The sequence below is a fragment of the Labrys sp. Lb11 genome, assembly GCF_057554225.1.
The window spans coordinates 290,372-309,706 of sequence record NZ_BAAJOT010000003.1 but is presented as its reverse complement, the minus strand read 5'-3'; the positions used below and the strand labels follow the sequence as shown (position 1 = coordinate 309,706).

Below are 19,335 nucleotides of genomic sequence, written 5' to 3'. Positions count from 1 at the left end.
TCCGACGGTTCCGTGCTTATGCCGAAGCTCGGCCGAGCACCTCTCGCCGCAGTGGCGTCCCATCGGTTCGGCGCCCAGCCTGAAGGTCACCATGGCGGGCTGCGCCGTCAGCTGCATGTGGTGCGCTGGCTGGAGCAGAGTTTCTCGCCGTCGATCTCGGGGTTGATCCAGCCCTCGATCGTCTTGCCCCGATCCCTGGCCCTGAGGCGCAGCGCGGCGCCTCTGCAGTCGAGGAAGGTTGCGTCGACCTCCGCATCCGCGTCGGACAGGGCCAGGGGATGGACGGTCCCGGCCGAGCGGTCCGGGCCTGACCGCAAGCCGCGGGACGCCACGATCTCCGTTCCGAGACGCGAACCATGCACCCAGCCGCGTCCCTTGTAGACGCGGCCCGTCTCGCCGAAGGTCCGGACCTTGCGGGGCGGCCCGTCCGCATCGTCCTCGGGGTCGTATTCGGCGCCCTCGATCAGGAACCAGCCCCTGCCATCCGCGCCGACGACCTTGACTTCGGCCCCGTAGAGCTCGAGTCCGCCGCCGCCCTGCTTCATCCGCAGGGCTGGAAGCATGGCGATCGCCGCCGAGGCCGTGCCGGGCCCTTTCCTGACGGCGACACCGGCGATGTCCTGGTCGACCAGATAGGCGCCGGCGCGGCAGGCGTGCAGGCTGGACGGGAGCTGGAGGTCCCGCGGGGTCTGGGCGTCGTCGGGCCGGGCCGGCGATGTGCCGCAGAGTGTCAGCACGACGGCGAGCGATATCAGGGGAGGGCGACGCATGTGTTGCAGCAAAATTCGGAGGATCATTCTTGCTTCCGGAAAGGCCCGCTTTCAATGTGTCGCACTGTGCTATGCCGCACACCCGGAATCGGTTGCCGGGCTCTATGCGGGATCGATTCGTGACCGAGGCTGGACCTGCGGATTTGAGCAACGGTGGTGATGCCGGACGTGTCGTCGTCGTGGACGACGATCAGGATCTGCGGGAGATGGTCGTCGACTATCTCGGCGGACAGGGATTTGCCACGCGAGGTGTCGGCAGCGGCAGCGAGCTCGACCGGGCCCTCGCCGATCATCCGGCGGATCTCCTGATCATCGACCTCAACCTTCCCAGGGAAGACGGTTTCTCGATCGCCCGGCGCATCCGGGCCGGGTCCGGCGTTCCCATCATCATGCTGACCGGCGCAAGCGACGTCGTCGACCGTATCGTCGGACTGGAGATCGGCGCCGACGACTATGTGACCAAGCCCTTCGATCTGCGGGAGCTCAAGGCGCGCATCCGGGCCGTTCTCCGGCGCAACGGGCGCGATGCCGCCGAGCGGGAGCCGCCGGCCGCCGCCCAGCCCGCAGCGGCGCCTCCAGTGCCGCCGGACGTGTCGGACCGACGTGTCGTCCCCTTCGGGAAGGTGAAGCTCGATCTCGAAGGGCACTGCCTCATTCTCCCCGACAACTCACGCGATCCGCTGACCGCGATGGAATTCGATCTCCTGAGAGTGCTGGCGCAGCATCCCAACCGCGTCCTGACGCGCGATCGCCTGCTCGACCTCGCGCACAATCGCGACAACGAGCCCTTCGACCGCAGCATCGACGTCAGGATCACGCGGCTGCGCAAGAAGATCGAGCCGGATCCGGCCAAGCCGGCGACGATCAAGACCATTCGCGGGGTCGGCTATATGTTCGTGACGGCCCGCGGCGGGTGATCGGTCCGCATGGCGCGCCGCTCACGCTGCGGCCGCCTCGGCCTCGCCATAGGCCGCACGCGTCATGACGCCGGCGACGAGCTTGTAGGTTTCGGCCCAGGCCGCGCGCGTCTCGGCTGTGAACCGCACGCCGAAGAACAGCGCCAGCGTCTCGATCAGCGCCTTGCCGACCGTGTCGTAGTGCCCGCGCTCGACGCCGTAGCCGACATGCCTGACGGCGAGGCTTTCCAAGGCCGGGGCCAGCGCGTCAAGCTTGCGTAGCGAGCCGACAGTGAAGCCGAGCGCTCCCATGAGTTTTCTGCCCTGCGCATCCATGTCGGCTCCGGCAAAGAGCGGGCGCAGGGACGGGTCGTTGGCGAAGAGCCGCTCATAGAAGAGCGCTGCCGTCTCTTCCTGCACGGGTCTGACTTCGGCGAAGGTGGTTTCGAGCAGAGCGATCTTGCGTTCGTCCATGGCCGTCATCCCAGCGGTTTCGATGCCGGCACGATGGACGCGCGCGGTTTCCCCTCTCGGTCCGATTTGTTTCAACTGTTTCAGGCACGGGATTTTCGGCCCGGGCGGGCCATTCTGCCGGGCCAGCCATGCGCCTCATCCCGGCGGCTTGGTCAGATCGGCCAGGAAGGCGCGGATGTCGTCCAGGGCGAAGGGCTTTTCGAGCATCGGGCAGCCCGATCGCGCCAGGAACCGGCCGGCCAGCGGGCCGAGCGTGTCGCCGGTGACGAAGCCGATCCGCCGGCTCAGCGCCGGATAATGCGCCAGCAGCCAGTCGTAGAAGGCCGGGCCGTCGCCCGACGGCATGCGGATATCGCACAGGATCGCGTCGAAGCATCCCGCACGGGCGGCGACCCGGGCCTTGGCCTCGTTGCCGCTGTTGGCGATGACGGCCGCATAGCCGATGCGGCCGGCGAACTCGGCCAGGAGCTCGGCGACCGCGGCGTCGTCATCGACCACGAGCACGCTCTGCGCGTGCGAAGGCCCGGGCGCGGCAACCGCGCCGCTGTCCGGGAGGGCGTCGATTTCTCCGAGCGCCGGCTCATAGGGCAGGCGGATGGCAAAGCGCGCCCCGCCCAGCGGCGCCTCGCCCAGCGTCAGGCTGCCGCCATGCGCTTCGACCAGGCCGCGGGACACGGCAAGCCCGATCCCCGTTCCGGCCCCCTGTGGCTTGGTGGTGAAGAACGGATCGAAGATGCGGCTGCGGATCGTCTCCGGCACGCCGGGTCCGTTGTCGTCGACCGACAGCGACACCGCCCCCGCCTCACGGTCGACATCGATGCGGACGGCGATCCTGCGGTCGGCGCCGCCCGCCTGCTCGAGCGCCTGCTGCGCGTTGACGAGGAGATTGAGCACGACCTGATGGATCTGGCTGGCGTCGAGCGAGAGCGTCGGCACGTCGTCCGGCCAGTGGCGCTCGACCTCGACACCGCTTGCGCGCATGGTGTCGGCGAGAAGCTCCACCGCCTCGTTCACGACCGTCGCCAGCCGGGTCGGCCTGCGCTCGGCCTCGCGCTGGCGCGCCATGGCGAGGAAGCTGCGCACGATGCGCGCGCAACGGTCTGCCGCTTTCTCGATCCGCTCGCAGCGTCCCGTCAGGCCGTTCCAGTCGGCGACGAGTCGATCCTCCATGGCCTCCCGCAGCATCATCGCCTGCCCGGTGATGATGGACAGCGGGTTGTTCAGCTCGTGGGCGACGCCGGCGAGAAGCGAGCCGAGCGCGGCGAGCTTCTCCTTCTGGTAGAGCGCATTGCGCTGCTCGCGAATCTCCGCCTCCGCGCGCCTCGCCGCGCGAAGGTCGCGGATATGGGCTGCGAACAGCCGCCGCCCGCCCAGCGTCACGTCGGTGATGGTCAGCTCGATCGGAATCGTCGCGCCCGTCGAGAGCATGGCCGGCAGTTCGAGGCGCTGGCCGAGGACGCGGCTCGCGCCGGTCGCAAGATAGGATTTCAGGCCATGCTCATGCGCGGCCCGATAATCCGCCGGAATGATGAGGTCCACGATCGGACGGCCGATCGCCGCGTTCCGCTCATACCCGAAGATCCGCTCGGCCGCCGGGTTGAAATCCACCACCAGGCCGTCGCCGTCGATCACCACGATGCCGTCGAGGGCGGTGCGCACCACGGCCGCGTGATAGGCTTCCGTCGCTTTCTGCAGAGCGACCTGATCGGCCAGCTCCTGCTCGCGCAGCTTCAGATCCGTCAGGTCGCGGGCAATGGCGATGAAGCCCAGGATCGCCGAGTCGGGTCCGCGACGATAGGGCGTCACGGTCTCCTGCACGTAGCGGCGGCCGAACGTCCCATACTCGGCCCATCCCTCCCACTGCAGCGGCTCGCCACGGCCTAGCGATTCGAAATGGGGGGCGTAGGAGGCGACGACCGCGTCTCCGAGAACGTCGCCGATGGTGCGGCCGATGACCTTGGCTTCGGGCAGGCCGACGAAGGCCAGGAACTCCGCGTTGGCGAAGCGGCAGACATGGGCGGCGTCGACGAAAACCGCCCGGCCCGGCACGCCGCTGAACAGGGCCTGCAGCAGGCCCGCCTCGACCGGCTCGAAGGCGCTCCCGCTCGTCCGCTCCGGTTCGGCTGCGCGCACCTTGGACGATGGAGGCATGACCTGTCCTTCCGGGAGACGAAAAACCGCCCCACGATAGACAGCGTGTGTTTCGCGTGTGTTTCGCGAGCCCTCAGCTGCAATTCGTCGCCTGGTTGGAGCAGATGCCGCGCCACCAGCCCCGCTGGCCGTCCCTGCTCGTGGTCAGGGCCCAATCCGCCGAGCAGGCGTGCAGCCGGACCAGCGTGCCGTCGATCGGCAGATTGCCGTCATGGTCGGCGATGGAGTCGCCCGGCTGAAACGGCTGCGCGTCGACATGGGGATATTGCAGCAGCCGCGGCACGGGCATCTGCGTGTTGGCGTAGGCGCCGGTGACATCCGTCGCCCGGACCCATCCCGTCCCGGCATAGGTCCTGGGATGGCTCCGCGGCGGCTCGTCGTCATAGGCCGAGCCCGGCGCCGTCGCATGGGCGATGCGAAACCAGCCGTCCTTGTAGCCGGTGATGTCGAATTCGGCCCGCCATCCGTCGATGGAAGACGCGTCGGTGTCCTGGGACACATAGGGAGGGGCGAGCCGTCCGGCGATCGGGGCGTCGTCGGACGGCGTCCGGCGGACAGGCGTGCCGGCGCTGCTTTCGCTGAGCGCCCAGCCGCGGATCCGGCAGACCGTGATGCCGCTCGCCGCCTCCGCCCGCGTTGCGGCACGCAGCTCCGACATGAGGCGGACCTCGTCCTCGTCGCTCCCGTCGCCGTCATCCGGCGCGCGCGCGGTGACACGGACACCGGCAACGACCTGGCCATTGAGCGTCACTTCGACGGTCCGACCGGGGTCGAAGGCGTTGCCGGGCGTCCACGGCGTATCCGCTCCCTGCGGAAAGGCGGCGAAGCGCGCCGTTCCGGCCGTGTCGTCCAGGCGGTAAAGGCGGCCGAGCACCCAGCCGGCCGGGAGCGCGCGGGCGGCAGCCTCGCGCCATTGCGGATTGGCCGCGTCCGCCGCGGCCAGGCGCTGCGCCGGGCTCTGCGGCGCCGCCGGAAGCTCCTGCGCCGAAGAAGGGCCGTCCGCCGCGGCGAGGAGCGTTGCGACCGCGGCCGCCGTCGCGAGACGGGACATCGGACCGGGCCTCATTCCGCCGGCACCACGCGAAGCGGCGTCTTGTAGGGCTCGACCCGCAGAATGCCCTGCGCCGACATGCCGACCTTCGCCAGCGGCGCCTGCTCCAGCTCGCCGTCCTTCGCCTTGCGGACGGCATAGCGCCACACCGTCAGCGAACCGCGCTCGCGCAGCGCCTGGCCGATCGCCGCGGCATCGGTCCCCAGCGCCGCGTCCTCCTTCGTCAGCGCCACGACGATCTCGCCCTGCTCACCGACGAAGGCGAAGAGCTTTGTGGCCGGTCCCGCGGCAAGGGCGGGATCGACGGCGGACAGGAAGACGCCTGCAAGCAAGATGCGGGCGAAGCCGCGGCGGTCGATGGCGGGGAGCATCGGGCGATCCTTTCATTGTGATCCGCCGACACTCTGCCAGGGGCCGGTTTCGCCCGTTTTCGCGGCATGTTTCAGCCAGGTTTCAGCCGAGCGCTCCTTGCTGCAGCTTCCTCCTATAGTTCATCGTCCCGCCTGAAGCTCCGCCATGGTTGACATCCCCTCCGACTCCATGACGACAGCCACCATCCCTGGTTCGCCTCTGACGGGACCGTCCCTCAACGGCGAGTTCGAGCCTCGGTGATGCCGACTGGATCCGGGCGATTTAGTCGCCGGGACGACCTACGATGGCGGCTATGGTCCCGCAGGGACTCTCTCGGAGCCTTCCCGTTACCTACAGGTCGAAATCGCTTGCGTGGATCGTCGCAAGGTGGCTGACTTGCACGGACAAGTCTGCGCTCCCGTCGCCGTTGATGTCGCCGTAGAGATAGACATTGCCGTCGTGCGTCTCGTAGCGCAATTCGCCGGTGTGATGGGTAAACGTACCGCTGCCGATGAAGTGGAAGGCCTGATTGCCGCTGGCGACGGTGTTGGCGTCGATGCCGTGCAGATCAATCTTGTCGTGCTGAGCGCTGCTGAAGTCGAGAATCGTATCGCGGCCCAAAGCCGAGACCGTGCTCTCCGACACGGCGTTGAAGATGAACCTGTCGGCGCCCGCCCCGCCCCTCAACTGGTCGGCGCCAGCGCCGCCGATCAGCGCATCATTGCCGCCGCGGCCGTCGAGGTTGTCATTACCCGCAAGGCCCTTGAGGGTGTTGATACCGCCATTGCCAAAGATCTGGTTGGCGACGGCATTGCCGGTACCATTAATATCGTAAATGTTGGTTAAGATCAGATTTTCGACTTTACCTTTACAATGGAAAGAGTCGGACAGGTTGAAGCTAACCGACGCATAGACCTTGTCGAGGCCGTTCGTGTTGGTTTCGTCGATCACATCGCGGGCATTGTCCACATAATAAGTATCGCTGCCGTCGCCACCGATCATTTTGTCAGCGCCAGTGCCGCCGCTCAGCGAGTCTGCCCCCTGGTTTCCTTCGATCGTATCATTGCCTGCGTCGCCCCAAACCAAATCGTTGCCGGCACCACCGGAAACGTGATCGTTCCCGTCATCGCCGTGGAGGGTGTCGTCTCGATAAGCGCCATAAATATGGTCAGAACCTGTCCCGCCATACACAGTATTATTTGCGTCGCTGTAATCCAACTTTGGGTCAACATAATTTTGCCCAGCGATGATCGTATCGTCCCCGGCTCCACCGAAGATGGTGTCTTCGACCTCCGCGTCAAAATCCTCATTGTCGATGAAGTCGTCGCTCGGCGTGCCAGACGTGAAGCGCTGCCAATCGTTCGTTCCTTGGTCAACAACCTCGTCGTTGATGATGACCGTGCCATGATAATTGCTGCTGATGAGATCGACGGTGTAGCGCCCTGTAGCGTTACCGACGTCGTTCACACCGACGAAATAGGTGCCGGTGTGCGTGGCGGTGAAGCTGATGTAGGCGTTCTGTCCGCTGCCGCTGTTATCGTCGTGAGCGAGTTCCACACCGTGGGCGTCGAAGAAGCGGAGGTAGGCATCGCCGCTCACGCCCGGAGTCGTCTCGTCACGGGCGAAGAAGCGATAGGTGGTGCCGGCGACCAGGTGAAGGCCGATCCAGTCGCTATCTCCCAATTGCTCGAAGTCGCCCGAGAAGGAAGCGGCCATCTGTACGTCGCCGGAAAAGGTCGCAGTCGTCGTGGTGTTGCTGGGAAGGTCAACCATTGTATTACTAGCTCCAGTTATCGAGGAGTTTTTTCTGGTCAGCGTGGCACTATGGTACTACATCTTGCCGTTACGCAATTTTCTAACAAAAACGCAGACGACAATGGTTAAAATTCAAGAGTTCATTGGAAGTAATTGCCATTACTGTATCATAAGGGAAAGTCGTTGGCATGGATCAGGGCGAGGTGGTTGAGTCGGGCCGAAAAATCGGCGTGTGGGAGGCGTCATCTGTTTGTGAAGTCGCGGTTGTAGGCCCATTGTAGCTATCGGCTCCAAGGACTGTTGATGTATTATCATCAACATGCTGACTCGGATGAAGTATGATCGTCATGATCTTCCTTCTGTATCCTAAGCAACCTCCGATAAATAGATAGCAGATTGATATCATTCCGGAAAGGTAGAAAGCTCGAAAATTTGTTCACTGTGGCATATTTTGCATCGGATTACCATTGTTTGGCCAAAAAGAAAGAGTCGGCGGTACTATTTTCCTGGCGATCTGTCGGACTGGCCTTTTGATGACGAGGGGATGAGGCTGGTCTAGTCAGGATCGGCGAAATCGGCCCAGCATTGGCGTGTGGGGGGCTTGTTAATCGGACGTTCGGTCGTCTCGGATCCTTTTTCCACGACACGATAAGATCTGTCTGTTGTGGCTGTGGCTTGGGAGCAACGTGAGGACGTTGTCCCCGCTTTGCCTGTGGCGAAGCGTCATGTTTCGCCGAGCGCCCAGCCCCGGATTCGGCAAACCGTGATGCCGCTCGCCGCCTCTGTCCGGGCCGCGGCACGCAGCTCCTTCATCGGCACGGATGCCTTCACCCGCCATGCCGGCGAGCTGCGCTATGTCGCACGCGGCGGCGACCTTTTCCTGCAGGGCGATACCAACGGTGACGGCCGCCTCGACTTCTCCGTCCACCTGGTCAACGTTGCCTCGCTCCAGGCCGGCGACTTCCTGCTGTAAAGGCCCCGGTCGGTCGGCGATGGTTTGAGATATGCCGCGGTCGGCTAAAGCGTTTTGCGATTTGATGGAATCGCGTCAAGTCGCAAAGACGCGTCGAAACAAGGAGTTAGAGCAAAGCGCGTTTCCACCAAAACGCGCTTTGCTCTAATGTGGCTCCTCGTCCCGGCGCTGGGCCGGGCTGCGAGGAATGCGATGTCCTGTGAGCGGGCGGGCCGCCGGTCCGCCATCCATCGGCCGGAGACTGTCCGGCGACAGGCGAGGTAGGGCGGGGCATGGCCCGCGTGGATCTGCCGTCGCTGCGCCGGCGCATGGCCGTGCGGGCGATCGCCGGCGTCGGGGCCGGCGCGGCGGCGTTGCTGTCGCTGGCGGTCGCCGTGGTCGGAGCCCGGCCGGTGCCGATCGTGGCCGCCGTGACGGGCAAGCAGTCGAGACCGGGCGCTGGCGGGTGGCCGTGCAGGACGCCCGTTTCGGTGCGAAGCCGTCCAGCTGGAGCCGGGGGCCGGACCTCCGGACGCGCTGCTGGTGGGGTTCGACATCACCAACCTGTCGGCGGCGACGAGCAATGCCTTCGGGCGCCTGCTCGCCTTCGATTCGCCGCTGGACGGCATCGGCCAGCCGGCCTTCTATCTCGCGCGCGACCGCGCGATCCTGTTCGGGGCTGCATCCCGGCATGACGGAACGGGACCTCGCCGTCCGGGACTGGCCGCAGGGCCGGTCTGTGCCGGACAGGCTACGCGTCGCGCTGCTCGGCCAGATCTACAAGCCGCGCGACAACCTCTATGGCGCGCCCGGCTGGTTCGACCGCGACGTCGTGGCCACGGTCGAGGTAGCGGTCGACTTCGGTCCGGCGGAGCGGATGGCGCCATGATGGCGTCCCTGCGGATCCCGGCAGGGCTGCTCGGCGCGGCGCTGCTGCTGGCGCTGATGCAGTCGAGCCAGCCCGGCTATGTCGACATCACCCGGCCGGTCGCGGTGCGCGGCGGCGTCGGCGAGCGGCTCGCGGCTTCGACATTGAGGTCGATACGGTGCGCCTGGTCCGGGTGCTGGCGGTCACGGCCTTCGGCCGCGAGCGGCTCTACACCAGTTCGGGCCTGTGGGCCGTGGTCGAGGGGCAGGCGGAAGCCCGGGGCACGACCGTGCGGGTAGCGGCTGCCAGCTGGCGCGGCCGCAGCGGCGCCGACTATGCCGCCAGCGAGCGACTCTCCAGCGTGCCCGGCGGGCTGTCGACGGTCCCGCTGCAGCGGGGACTGCCGCGGCGCTTCGTCCTCGTCTTCGAGATCCCCGAGAGCAAGCGGAGCGGGGCGAGGCTGCTCGTGTCGCAGTCACGGCTGACGCCGCTGGACAGCGAGGTCGAGGTCGCGCTCGACGTTGCCGGGATCGCGGTGGCCGAGCGGATCGAACTCGGCAAGGGCAAGCCATGACGGGCCGGGGGCAGACAGAGGACCGGCGGGCATGGGAACGGCGAGCGTGGCGCCTCAGCCTGGCAGGCCTGGTCCTGCTGCTGCCGGCGGCCCTGGCGGCGGGCTCCTCCGAGGCGGCGCGGGACTTGTGGGCCGCCGGCGACCGGACGGAGCTGCGGGTGCCGGAGCGGACGGTATCGCCGCCGTTCGATCGATACCCCGATCGGCCGGTCCTGGCTACCCGCCGAGGCCCGAGGCGGGCGGACGCGGCTCGCGATCTCGTGTACCGGGCTGGCGCAATCGTGTGTTGGGCCGATGCGAGGGCACGGCCACAATGGCGCAATCACTGCAGACGGAGGCCCGCCATGTCGTTCGTGTCCGCCCGAAGCCTGGCCGCGGTTTTCCGGGCCGCCGGGCTGGGAGTGTTGGCGGCGGTGCTGCTGCTGCCGGCGTCGGTGGCCGTCGCCGAGGAGGCGGTGGCGATCCCGCCGCCGTCCGTGGACGAGACGCCGGCACCCGGCCGGCGGCTCGAGACCGCGGTGCTCGCCGGCGGCTGTTTCTGGGGCGTGCAGGGCGTGTTCCAGCATGTGCGGGGTGTCGCCGGCGCGGTCTCGGGCTATTCCGGCGGGAGCCGCGACACGGCGACCTATGACAGTGTCAGCGGCGGCGACACCGGCCACGCCGAGGCGGTCAGGATCAGCTTCGACCCGCGCGTGGTGAGCTATGGCAAGCTGCTGCAGATCTATTTTTCGGTGGTGCACGACCCGACCGAGCTCAATCGCCAGGGGCCCGACACCGGCACGCAGTATCGGTCGGCGATCTTTCCCGCCGATGCGGCACAGCGGCGGGTGGCCGAGAGCTATATCGCCCAGCTCGGCAAGGCCGGCGTGTTTTCCGGTCCGATCGTCACCCGCACCGATCCGCTCAAGGCTTTCTATCCGGCGGAGAGCTATCATCAGGATTTCCTGACCCGCCATCCCGGCCATCCCTACATCGTGGCCAACGACCTGCCGAAGCTCTCAGCCCTCAGACGCCTGTTCCCGAATGACTATCGCGCGTCGCCGGCGCTGGTGGCGAAGACCGGCGGCTGAGGCTGACTTTCGCCGGGCCGCGCAAGGTTTGACTTCGCCCGGGGCTTCGGCCAGACAGCGGCGTCTTCATTCCTTCTGAGGGATATTCCATGACCAAGCGTCTGCACCCCGGCAAGCGGTTTGCGAAGGCCGTCGTCGCCAACGGCATCGTCACCACCGCCGGTCTCACGGCCGAGGACACGTCCGGCGACGTCAAGGCGCAAGCCCGCGACATCCTCAAGCAGATCGACGCCCTGCTGGCCGAGGCCGGCAGCAGCAAGTCGAAGCTGCTCACCGTGAACATCTGGCTGCGCGACATCGCGCACTTCGCCGCCATGAACGAAGTGTGGGACGCCTGGGTGGACATGTCCAACCTGCCGGTGCGCGCCACCGTGGAAGCACGGCTCGCCCTGCCGGAGCTCCTGATCGAGATCCAGGTGACCGCCACGGCCTGAGGGCCCGGTCCGAAAGCCGGCGGCCGAGGATCGGCCGGGCGGCTTCCCACGGCTTCGGCAGCGATCGCCGAGCCCAGGCAGGTTCCCAAGAGCCTGCCTGGGAATTTCCGCCCGCCGTGGGGACCGAGGGCAAGCCTGCAGGCGAGGACCGGCCGACCGAACGCCAGACCGATACAGACGTCGGTCGTTTCGCGAAAACGGCAGGAAACAGGATGACGACAGTCTACTTCGTCACGCATCCCGAAGTCGTCATAGATCCAGCCATTCCCGTCCCGGATTGGCAGCTTTCCGAACGGGGCTGGTCCCGCATTCGATCGTTCTGCGCTCGGCCCGAACTTTCACGGGCAAGCGATGTCTATGCGAGCAGCGAACGCAAGGCGATGGATTGCGCTGAAGCGTTGAAGGCGGAGCGCCGGCTTGCCTTCGAGATCGACGCGAGGCTTGGCGAGAATGACCGCTCGTCGACCGGATATGTCGAGCCGCCGCGCTTCTGGGAGATCGTAACCCAGTTCTTCGGCAAACCTCACGAGAGCGTCCTTGGATGGGAACGCGCCATCGATGCTCAGGAGCGAATCCGGCGAGCCGTGTCGGATTGCATCGCCGGGCGCACGGGCGAAGGCGACATCTGCATCTTCTCCCACGGCGGGGTCGGCACGCTCCTTCTGTGCGAGCTCATGGGCGAGCCGATATCACGGACGCGGGGGCAACCCGTGGCAGGCGGCGGCTGCTACTTTGCATTCGAGGCGGATGGACGGGCTTTGATCCATGGCTGGCAAGACATCGCGTCGTCATAGCCTGCGCCGGCGGCACGAATGTGGAGGTTTCCACGAATGCAACGCAACATTAACGATGTTGCACTTGCGAGGTCGGCCGGGAATCTATCTCCATGTGCCGATTTTCTGATCGTTTCGATCATAGCTTGGGCGGAATGCCGCCGGATTCATGGGCGTCTGCCGCAAATCCATGCAATCTGCGCATGGCGGACATTCCTTGTCATATGTGCGATTTTCCACATTCGCGGCGCGATCCGAGCTATAAAAACGGCAACCAATCGCTCTCCAATGGATGTCCGTCATGGCTCTCACCGGTCTGTTTTCCGCCCTCCTCGCCCGCATCTCGGCCTATCGCAACTATCGTCAGACCTACAAGGCGCTCTCGGCGCTGGACGATCGCGAGCTGTATGACCTCGGTATCTTCCGCGGTCGCATCGACGAGATCGCGCGCGGCGTGGCGGTGCGCTGAGCGCATCGCTCGCGGTCAGGAAAGTCCGGCCGCCGGGGCTCGCTCCGGCGGCTTTTCTGTTTCGGGCTCATGCTTGGAGCAAAGCGCGTTTCAGTGGAAACGCGCTTTGCTCCAACTCTTTGTTTCGACGCGTCTTTCGACTTGAAGCGAGTCCGTCAAATCGCAAAACGCCTTAGGCAGGCCGACCTGCGAGACGTCGGCCCTCGGGACATGCCGCGTCGCATGAGGCGGCGGGCAGGGGTCCGGCGGCAGTCCCCGGCCTGGACGGCGCGCCCGCGTCACGAGCTGCCGATGAAGATGCCGGTGAGCAGCACCAGGATGCCGCCGAGCACCACCTGCACCATGGCCGAGGTGAACGGCGTCTCCATGTAGCGCCACCGGGTCCAGGCGATGGCTGCCAGCTCCAGGGCCACGACGATGCCCGCCACGGCCGTGGCGGTCCAGAAATCGGAGATCAGGTAGGGCAGGGTGTGGCCGAGTCCGCCCAGGGTCGTCATCACGCCGCAGGCGATGCCGCGCGGCCAGGGGCTGCCGCGCCCGGTGATGGCGCCATCGTCGGAGAGCGCCTCGGTCAGGCCCATGCTGATGCCGGCGCCGATCGAAGCGGCGAGGCCGACCCGGAAGGCATCCCAGGAGTTCTGCGTGGCGAAGGCAGCGGCGAAGATCGGCGCCAGGGTCGAGATCGAGCCGTCGATCAGGCCGGCCAGGCCCGGCTGCACGATCTGCAGCACGAACAGGCGGCGGGCGGTGTCGCGCTCCTGCGCCCGCACGTCGCCGGGGACCAGCGTCTCGCCGACCTCGGTGGCGGTCCGCTCATGCTTCCTCTCGGCCTCGGCGAGATCGGCGAGCAGCCGGCGGATGTCGACGTCGCGGGCGCGTTCGGCCGCCTTCGCATAGAAGCGCGCAGCCTCCAGCTCCATCATCTCGGCCTGCTCGCGCACCTCCTCGATGCGCATCGTTTCGAGCAGCCAGATCGGGTTGCGCTTGAGGAAGCCGGTCACGTCCTGGCGCGTGATGTAGGGCAGGGTCGGGCCGAACTTGCGCGTGTGCAGTTCCAGGAGGCTGTGGCGATGGCCCTGCTCCTCCTCGGCCATCCGTTCGAACAGCGCGGCCGTGGCCGGATAGGCGGCGCCGAGGCGTTGCGCGAACTGCAGATAGATGCGCGCATCCTCCTCCTCGCTCGAAATGGCAAGGGCGAGGATTTCCGCCTCGGTGAGATCGGCAAAGCGCTTCATGGCCGCACTCTTTAGAATATATCTAAACTGAGGCTCAGATAGCGGCTTCGCGCGGTCGTGTCCAGGGGCAGGGGGAAAGGCGGTGAGCCGGGCGAACGGGCGGGAGCGGCGGCGTTTCGCCGCTCCCGGCGGGATCAGCCGGCCAGCTTGGCGGCGGTGCGAGCGATCAGCTCGCCCTGGTGGCGGGCGCCGGCGAGCTCGATGGCGCTGGGCTGGCGCTCGCCCTTGCCGCCGGCGATGGTGGTGGAGCCGTAGGGGGCGCCGCCGACGATCTCGTCCAGGGTCATCTGGCCGGCATGGCTGTAGGGCAGGCCGACGACGACCATGCCGAAATGCAGCAGATTGGCGATGATCGAGAACAGCGTGGTCTCATTGCCGCCGTGCTGGGTGGCGCTGGAGGTGAAGGCGCCGCCGACCTTGCCGTTCAGGGCGCCGCGCACCCACAGGCCGCCGGCCTGGTCGAGGAAGCTCGCCATCTGCGAGGGCATGCGGCCGAAGCGGGTGGGGGCGCCGATCACGATCGCGTCGTAATCGGCGAGATCCTCGATCTTGGCCACCGGAGCGGCCTGGTCGAGCTTGAAATAGGCCGCCTTGGCGATCTCCTCGGGCACCGTCTCCGGCACGCGCTTGATGTCGACCTCGGCGCCGGCGCCGCGCGCGCCCTCGGCGATGGCGCCGGCCATGGTCTCGATATGGCCGTAGGTGGAGTAATAGAGGACGAGGACCTTGGTCATCCGGAGCTCCTGGCTGCATGAGCGGTATCATCCGCCGTCACGCCCTGTCTGGCATTGCTGCGGACGGGAGGATAGTCGAATAATATCGACCATGCCGTTCGATTTGTTCGAACGGCCGGTCGTCGACGGGGGTGCGAGGCTTCGCTCGGGCGGGGGAAGGACAGCATGGGCCAGACAGCCGGGACATCGCCATGACCGCCGAGCCGGGCTCGCCGACACTTGACCAGTTGCGGGTGTTCCTCGCCGTGGTCGACACCGGCAGCTTCGTCGGCGCCGGCCGCCGGCTGGGGCGGGCCACCTCGGTGGTCAGCTACGCCATCGCCAATCTCGAGGCCCAGCTCGGGCTCGCCCTGTTCGACCGGGAAGCCAGCCGCAGGCCGCAACTCACCGAGGCCGGCCGCACGGTGCTGTCGGAAGCGCGCGCCGTCGCCGACGGCGTCAACGGCCTGCGCGCCAAGGTGCGCGGCCTGCTGCAGGGCCTGGAGGCCGAGGTGCACCTGACGCTCGACGTCATGCTGCCGACCGCGCGGGTCGTCGATGCGCTGAAGGGGTTCCGCGAGGCGTTCCCGACGGTGGATCTGCGCCTGCACGTCGAGGCGCTGGGCGCCGTCACCGGCATGATCCTCGACCGCACGGCCACGCTCGGGGTCAGTGGTCCCGTCGCCGGCCGGATGGGCCATGCCGGCATCGAGCGCATCGTCGTCGGCAGCGTCGAGCTCATCCCGGTCTCCGCGCCCGACCATCCGCTGGCCCGGGGCGGCCGGGTCGCTCCCGGAGCGGTGCGCGAGCACATCCAGCTCGTGCTGACCGACCGGTCTGACCTGACCAGGGGCCTCGACTTCGCCGTCGCCAGCCCCCGGACCTGGCGCCTCGCCGATCTCGGCGCCAAGCACACGCTGCTGCGCGAGGGCATCGGCTGGGGCAACATGCCCAGGCCGATGATCGAGGAGGATTTGCGGGCCGGCCGGCTGGTGCAGCTCGACCTTCCCGACGCCGAGGGCGGCCGCTACCCCTTCGAGGTCGTCTACCGCACCGACACGCCGCCGGGACCGGCGGCCGCATGGCTGATCGCCCGCTTCCGGGCGCAGGCCGAAGCCGAAGCCGAGGCCGAGGCGCCGGGGAACGTGGACGGCCGCGCCGTGGCGCCGCGGCCCGACTTCACGCGACCAGGACGAAGTCCGCCGCCGCCAGCGCCGGATGGCCGTTGAGGCGGGCGAAGAGCTGGGCCGGGCCTGTCCCTTCGCCGTCGGCGTCGTAGGAAAGGTCGCCGGTCGCGGTGTTGTAGAGGAACACCCCGCCGGCGTGGCCAGCCGCCGACGGGGCGGCGCCGGCGACCAGGGTGACGCCGCCGCCGGCCGTGAGGCCGCCGCCGAAGGCCGAGGCGTCGATCCGCAGCATGTCGGTTCCCGAGACGAAGTCGGTGATGATGTCGCGGCTGGCGGCCAGGGGCGGGCGGTCGAAGACGAAGGTGTCGCTGCCGGCGCCGCCGGTCAGGACGTCCAGGCCGGCGCCGCCGGTCAGGAGATCGTTGCCCGCGCCGCCGCTGAGCCAGTCCGCGCCGCCGCCGCCGAGCAGCTTGTCGTCTCCGGCATCGCCACTCAGCCGGTTGCCGCCGTCGTCTCCGCGCAGGATGTCGGCATAGCCGCTGCCGTAGACGTTCTCGATGCCTGTCAGGGTGTCGCGGCCGCCCGCGCCGGTATTCTGCGGCCCGGTCAGCGACAGGTTGACGGTGACGCCGCCGCCGAGGCCGGTGTAGACGGCGAGATCGACGCCGTCGCCGCCGATCAGCCTGTCGTTGCCGGGACCGCCCAGGAGCGTGTCGTCGCCGCTGCTGCCGATCAGCCTGTCGTCGCCCGCGCCGCCGACGAGCCTGTCGTTGCCGACGCCGCCGATGAGCAGATCCGCGCCGGGCGTGCCGGTCACCGTCCCGGGCGTTGTCGTGGGGCCGAACACGAAGTCCGCATCCGTCAGCGAGGCGAGAGTCGTCGCCTTCAGGGTGATGCCTTCGTCGCCGAAGTCGATCACCACATTCGCGCCGGCCTGGCGCATGAACGGTGCCAGGCCGTCCAGGTCGACAAAACCGAACGAGGAAAGGTCGATGCGATCGCCGTCCCTGAAGTCGGTGATCACGTCCCGGCCGAAGCCCGGCGCATCGTAGACGAAGATATCGTTGCCGGCGCCGCCCGTCAGCGTGTCGTCGCCGAGGCCGCCGATGAGCCTGTCGTCGCCGTCGCCGCCTTGCAGCCTGTCGTTGCCGCTGCCGCCGGCGATGGTGTCGTCGCCGGCCTGGCCGGCCAGGCGGTCATCGCCGCGACCGCCGATCAGGGCTTCGGAAGACACCGTGCCGACCAACACTCGCGGCGTCGTCGATGGGTCGAACACGAAACTCGCGGTGGTCAGAGAGGCGAGGGCCGTTCCCTTCAACGTGATGGTCTCGGGCGTGAAGTGATAGGTTTGCCAGCTGTAGCCGAAGGTGATCACCACGTCGGAGCCGACCTGGCGCATGAACGGGCTCAGGGTGGCGAGATCGGGGACGCCGATCCCTGAAAGGTCGATGCGGTCGCCGGCGGAGAAGTCGACGATCGTGTCACGGCCGAAGCCACGCCCGTCATAGACGAAGATGTCGTTGCCGGCGCTGCCGACGAGTGTGTCGTCGCCCTTGCCGCCGGCGAGCCCGTCGGCCCCCGGGCCGCCGAACAGGACGTCCCCCTGGGGAGTGCCGGTCACGGCGCGTGGTGCGGTCGATGTGGCGAACACGAAGTCCGCAGCCGTCAGCGAGGCGAGGCTCGTCGCCTTCAGGGTGATCGCTTCGGGCCGGCCGGCATAACCGAACGTGATCACCACGTCGGGGCCGACCTGGCTCATGAACGGCGCCAGCGCGGCCCAATCGGGGACGCCGATCCCCGAAAGGTCGATGCGATCACCGGTGGAGAAGTCGGCGATCGTGTCACTGCCGAAACCGCGCGCCTTGTAGGAGAAGACGTCGTTGCCGCGGCCTCCGACGAGCGTGTCGTCGCCTGCGCCGCCGATCAGCGTGTCGGCTCCCGCGGAGCCGAACAACACGTCGTCCCACGGCGTGCCGGTCATCGTGTGCCGCCCGCTCGGGGCGGCGAACACGAAGTCCCCGGTCGTCAGCGACGCGAGCGTCGTCGCCTTCACCGTGATCCGGGAATGCCGGGTCAAGTCGATCACCACGTCCTCGCCGACCTGACTCATCAGCGGAGCCAGGGTGGCCAGATCGGAGACGCCGAGCGCCGAAAGGTCGATGCGGTCACCGGCGGCGAAGTCGGTGATGGTATCCTGGCTGTACGATCGCCGGTCAAAGACGAAGGTGTCGTTTCCGTCGCCACCGGTCAGGATGTCCGTGCCGTCGCCTCCGTTCAAGCGGTCGTTGCCCGCGCCTCCGTTCAGGGCGTCATCGCCGACGCCTCCGTTCAAGCGGTCGGCGCCGTCGCCACCGGTCAGGGTGTCGTCGCCCCAATCGCCGACCAGCATGTCGTCGCCGTCACCGCCAGCCAGGACGTCGTTGCCGCTGCCGCCGGTCAGAGTGTCCGCCGCCGCTCCACCGAACAGAATGCCGCCAAGACCGTCGCTGGTCATCGTGCGCGGTCCGGGGGAGGTGTCGAACACGAAGTTCGCGGCCGTCAGCGAGGCGAGGCTCGTCGCCTTCAGCGTAATCCGGGCCTCTTCGTCAAAACTGATCACCACGTCCTGGCCGATCTGGCTCATATACGGGGTCAAGGTGGCGAGATCGGGGATACCGAGCGCCGACAGGTCGATCCGGTCGCTGGTGGAAAAGTCGTTGATGGTGTCCCGGCCGAAAAATCGCGGATCAAAGCCAAAGGTGTCGCTGCCGCTGCCGCCGGTCAGGATGTCCGCGCCGTCGCCTCCATTCAAGCGGTCGTTGCCCGCGCCTCCGCTCAGGGTGTCATCGCCCCGATCGCCATCCAGGCGATCATCGCCGGCGCCTCCGTTCAGGGTGTCATCGCCGAAATAGCCATCCAGGCGGTCGTTGCCGGCGCCTCCGTTCAGGCGGTCATCGCCCCAACCGCCATCCAGACGGTCATCGCCGTCGCCGCCGACCAGGGTGTCGTTGCCGCTGTCGCCCAGCAGCGTGTCCGCGCCCTTGCCGCCGAACAGCACGTCGTTCCGCGAGGAACCGGTCACCGTGTGCGGTGCGGTCGAGGTGTCGAACACGAAGTCCGCGGCGGTCAGCGAGGCGAGGCTCGTCGCCTTCAGGGTGATGCGTTCGTATGCCTGATCATAGACGAAGCCGATCACGACATCCGAGCCGACCTGACGCATGAACGGCGTCAGGGAGGCGAAATCGGAGACGCCGAGCGCCGAAAGATCGATGCGGTCGCCGGCGGCGAAGTCGGTGATGGTATCACGGCCGAATCGCCGTGCATCATAGACGAAGACATCATCGCCGCCGCCGCCGGTCAGGATGTCGTCGCCGCCCTGACCGATGAGCCGGTCATCGCCGACGCCGCCGACCAGGGTGTCGTCGCGATTGGTGCCCGTGTATGTGGTCATGCCGGCTTCTCCGCCTCGTCGGTGGTGTCGAGCATCCCGCGCCTGCCCGCGGGGCCGATCCCGCGACGCCGGCGCCCGATCGCCGGGCGGGGCGCCGCGAGACCGGGCCGCAGGGACGGATGCTCGTCAGGCGATCCTTCGGAACGAACCGTGCGGAGCCGCTACGATGATGTGACTTAGAGTTCCAGTCAAGAAATACCAAACAATATGTTCGACTTGATTCTGCAAGGACCAGGATTGTA

General features: G+C 67.4%; 18 protein-coding genes. 9 read left to right on the top strand and 9 right to left on the bottom strand.

The genetic code is table 11. From position 1 onward, the window contains the following. Positions 1-107 precede the first annotated feature (107 nt). A complete protein-coding gene (locus AC27L4_RS11325; RefSeq protein WP_487142226.1) occupies positions 108-770 on the bottom strand; it encodes an SH3 domain-containing protein in 663 nt (220 codons plus the stop codon). 29 nt (positions 771-799) lie between these two features. On the opposite strand from AC27L4_RS11325, the gene AC27L4_RS11320 reads away from it, so the two are divergent. Next, positions 800-1,687 carry a response regulator gene (locus AC27L4_RS11320; RefSeq protein WP_487142225.1) on the top strand — a complete coding sequence of 296 codons (888 nt, stop codon included), beginning with the start codon at positions 800-802 and terminating at the stop codon, positions 1,685-1,687. Between the two features lie 21 nt (positions 1,688-1,708). On the opposite strand, the gene AC27L4_RS11315 is transcribed toward AC27L4_RS11320, so the two are convergent. The 5 genes from AC27L4_RS11315 to AC27L4_RS11295 form a co-directional block, all read right to left on the bottom strand. After that, positions 1,709-2,140, bottom strand: coding sequence for a globin family protein (locus AC27L4_RS11315; protein ID WP_487142224.1), 432 nt, complete (start codon positions 2,138-2,140; stop codon positions 1,709-1,711). A 135-nt stretch (positions 2,141-2,275) separates the two neighbouring features. Continuing rightward, entirely contained in the window at positions 2,276-4,291 is a 2,016-nt protein-coding gene (locus AC27L4_RS11310; RefSeq protein ID WP_487142223.1) for a hybrid sensor histidine kinase/response regulator, read from the bottom strand. A 73-nt stretch (positions 4,292-4,364) separates the two neighbouring features. Continuing rightward, the gene (locus tag AC27L4_RS11305; protein WP_487142222.1) at positions 4,365-5,342 is read right to left on the bottom strand and encodes an SH3 domain-containing protein; all 978 of its coding nucleotides are present in this window, start codon (positions 5,340-5,342) and stop codon (positions 4,365-4,367) included. Between the two features lie 11 nt (positions 5,343-5,353). Further along, the gene (locus AC27L4_RS11300) at positions 5,354-5,713 is read right to left on the bottom strand and encodes a hypothetical protein (protein WP_487142221.1); all 360 of its coding nucleotides are present in this window, start codon (positions 5,711-5,713) and stop codon (positions 5,354-5,356) included. A 331-nt stretch (positions 5,714-6,044) separates the two neighbouring features. Next, on the bottom strand, positions 6,045-7,466 hold the full coding sequence (locus AC27L4_RS11295; RefSeq protein ID WP_487142220.1) for a hypothetical protein: 1,422 nt from the start codon (positions 7,464-7,466) through the stop codon (positions 6,045-6,047). Positions 7,467-8,214: 748 nt separating this feature from the next. Here AC27L4_RS11295 and AC27L4_RS11290 point away from each other — a divergent pair. From AC27L4_RS11290 to AC27L4_RS11260, 7 genes are all read left to right on the top strand, one after another. Beyond that, positions 8,215-8,421 carry a hypothetical protein gene (locus AC27L4_RS11290; RefSeq protein ID WP_487142219.1) on the top strand — a complete coding sequence of 69 codons (207 nt, stop codon included), beginning with the start codon at positions 8,215-8,217 and terminating at the stop codon, positions 8,419-8,421. Positions 8,422-9,091: 670 nt separating this feature from the next. Continuing rightward, positions 9,092-9,289 carry a hypothetical protein gene (locus tag AC27L4_RS11285; protein ID WP_487142218.1) on the top strand — a complete coding sequence of 66 codons (198 nt, stop codon included), beginning with the start codon at positions 9,092-9,094 and terminating at the stop codon, positions 9,287-9,289. 157 nt (positions 9,290-9,446) lie between these two features. Next, entirely contained in the window at positions 9,447-9,842 is a 396-nt protein-coding gene (locus AC27L4_RS11280) for a hypothetical protein (protein WP_487142217.1), read from the top strand. Positions 9,843-10,186: 344 nt separating this feature from the next. Continuing rightward, positions 10,187-10,912: a peptide-methionine (S)-S-oxide reductase MsrA gene (gene msrA, locus AC27L4_RS11275; protein ID WP_487142216.1), complete on the top strand. Its 726-nt coding sequence runs from the start codon at positions 10,187-10,189 to the stop codon at positions 10,910-10,912. An 89-nt stretch (positions 10,913-11,001) separates the two neighbouring features. Next, positions 11,002-11,346, top strand: a complete 345-nt coding sequence (locus tag AC27L4_RS11270; protein WP_487142215.1) for a RidA family protein — start codon at positions 11,002-11,004, stop codon at positions 11,344-11,346. Between the two features lie 212 nt (positions 11,347-11,558). Then, positions 11,559-12,140: a histidine phosphatase family protein gene (locus AC27L4_RS11265; protein WP_487142214.1), complete on the top strand. Its 582-nt coding sequence runs from the start codon at positions 11,559-11,561 to the stop codon at positions 12,138-12,140. Positions 12,141-12,420: 280 nt separating this feature from the next. Further along, positions 12,421-12,588: a DUF1127 domain-containing protein gene (locus AC27L4_RS11260; RefSeq protein ID WP_487142213.1), complete on the top strand. Its 168-nt coding sequence runs from the start codon at positions 12,421-12,423 to the stop codon at positions 12,586-12,588. Between the two features lie 278 nt (positions 12,589-12,866). Here the strand turns inward: AC27L4_RS11260 and mbfA are convergent, their stop codons facing one another. After that, complete coding sequence (mbfA, locus tag AC27L4_RS11255) at positions 12,867-13,823, bottom strand: iron exporter MbfA (RefSeq protein WP_487142212.1); 957 nt, start codon at positions 13,821-13,823, stop codon at positions 12,867-12,869. 134 nt (positions 13,824-13,957) lie between these two features. Continuing rightward, complete coding sequence (wrbA, locus tag AC27L4_RS11250; RefSeq protein ID WP_487142211.1) at positions 13,958-14,557, bottom strand: NAD(P)H:quinone oxidoreductase; 600 nt, start codon at positions 14,555-14,557, stop codon at positions 13,958-13,960. 191 nt (positions 14,558-14,748) lie between these two features. Between wrbA and AC27L4_RS11245 the strand changes: the two genes are divergently transcribed. After that, on the top strand, positions 14,749-15,765 hold the full coding sequence (locus tag AC27L4_RS11245; RefSeq protein WP_487142210.1) for a LysR family transcriptional regulator: 1,017 nt from the start codon (positions 14,749-14,751) through the stop codon (positions 15,763-15,765). Here AC27L4_RS11245 and AC27L4_RS11240 read toward each other — a convergent pair. Continuing rightward, on the bottom strand, positions 15,716-19,093 hold the full coding sequence (locus AC27L4_RS11240; RefSeq protein ID WP_487142209.1) for a calcium-binding protein: 3,378 nt from the start codon (positions 19,091-19,093) through the stop codon (positions 15,716-15,718). The two genes, AC27L4_RS11245 and AC27L4_RS11240, sit on opposite strands and share 50 nt — an antisense overlap. Positions 19,094-19,335: the final 242 nt, after the last annotated feature.